The 1119-nt window shown below is 46.8% G+C and carries 2 protein-coding genes; both read right to left on the minus strand.

Features of this window, described 5'->3' with window-relative positions; translation table 11 throughout:
* Positions 1 to 648: putative amidoligase domain-containing protein (locus N1032_RS23575; RefSeq protein WP_259542806.1), on the minus strand; the 648-nt coding region annotated here is incomplete at its 3' end.
* The coding region (locus N1032_RS23580; RefSeq protein WP_259542807.1) for a hypothetical protein at positions 645 to 1119 on the minus strand (475 nt) is incomplete at its 5' end. The genes N1032_RS23575 and N1032_RS23580, both read right to left, overlap by 4 nt.

Raw genomic sequence — 1119 nt, forward strand, 5'->3', positions numbered from 1 at the left:
AAGCTGCTCTTTGAAGATCCAGAAGTTGGAAAGAGAACGGTATTCAATACCGTAATCTTTGAAACGGATTGCACCTGCTTTACCATAAAGCTCTTTACGACGTGTATCGCTGTCCATAAACAAGGACGGCAACGACAGGTAATAGTCGCACAGAACACCGGCATCCATCTGGAGTTCACGATTCATGCGAACATCTTTAGGGAAACCAATATGAACGTGACCACCTGCGGTACGAAGACCTGGATCTGCCGCTGCTGGAGAGGGGTTCTTCTGACCAGTCATAGCATTGTAATCTGGCGTACAGCCAAACACGAATGCAGATTTATCGAAAGACTCCAACTCAGATTGGCTGTAAATGTGAGAGCTTACGCCCTCAGCAATATCCAGACCATGTTGTGCCAGCAATGCACGAGTCAGATCGATACCAGATTGAATACTGTCATTGAACTGTTGAAAGTTTTCGCACGGATTGATATCGAACTCAGCGAGAACGTTATCTTCCTGTAAGCGAACCAGATCAGAGAGATCCAGTTTTTTCTCTTTCGAACAGCCCAGCAAACCTGCAACAGAGGTGATAACACCGTTGTCACGACGACGAGCAAACATCTCTGGATCGGTGCCGGTGGTAAAGATATTAATGGTGGTCATGCGTACATCTCCCGAAGTTCTTCAAATGCGTTAGTGATGATTTCTGCTTGGCGTTCACGGCTGGCTGACGGCTCGGTGTTAAGGCGAGCCAACATACCGTCGTAAAAACGAGTCACTGTTAAGCGACCACGTTTAGACTGGAGGTGTTCAGGGTTAGTGTTTAACCAAGTACGTAACCAATCTGCCATTTGTTGCCAACCTGGGCGACGTGAACGAACAACATTACGACGAGTATCTTCACTGCTGTTACGGATATACCCTGCCATGTTTTCACGATCAACGCCGATACGACCTTGTGCCCAGCAACCTGCAAAATCTTCTTTAGTTCCGTAAACAAGAAGATACAAAGCTACTGCATCTTCATTGTTCTGGACGTAACAAACACCACCTTCACCGTGGCTAGGTGGAGCAATAGTCAGAGCTGGACTGTTGTAACGGTTACGGTAGATACCTGCGCTATACAATGCAAAC

The sequence above is a fragment of the Herbiconiux daphne genome, from assembly GCF_024979295.1.
GTDB lineage: Bacteria > Actinomycetota > Actinomycetes > Actinomycetales > Microbacteriaceae > Herbiconiux > Herbiconiux daphnes.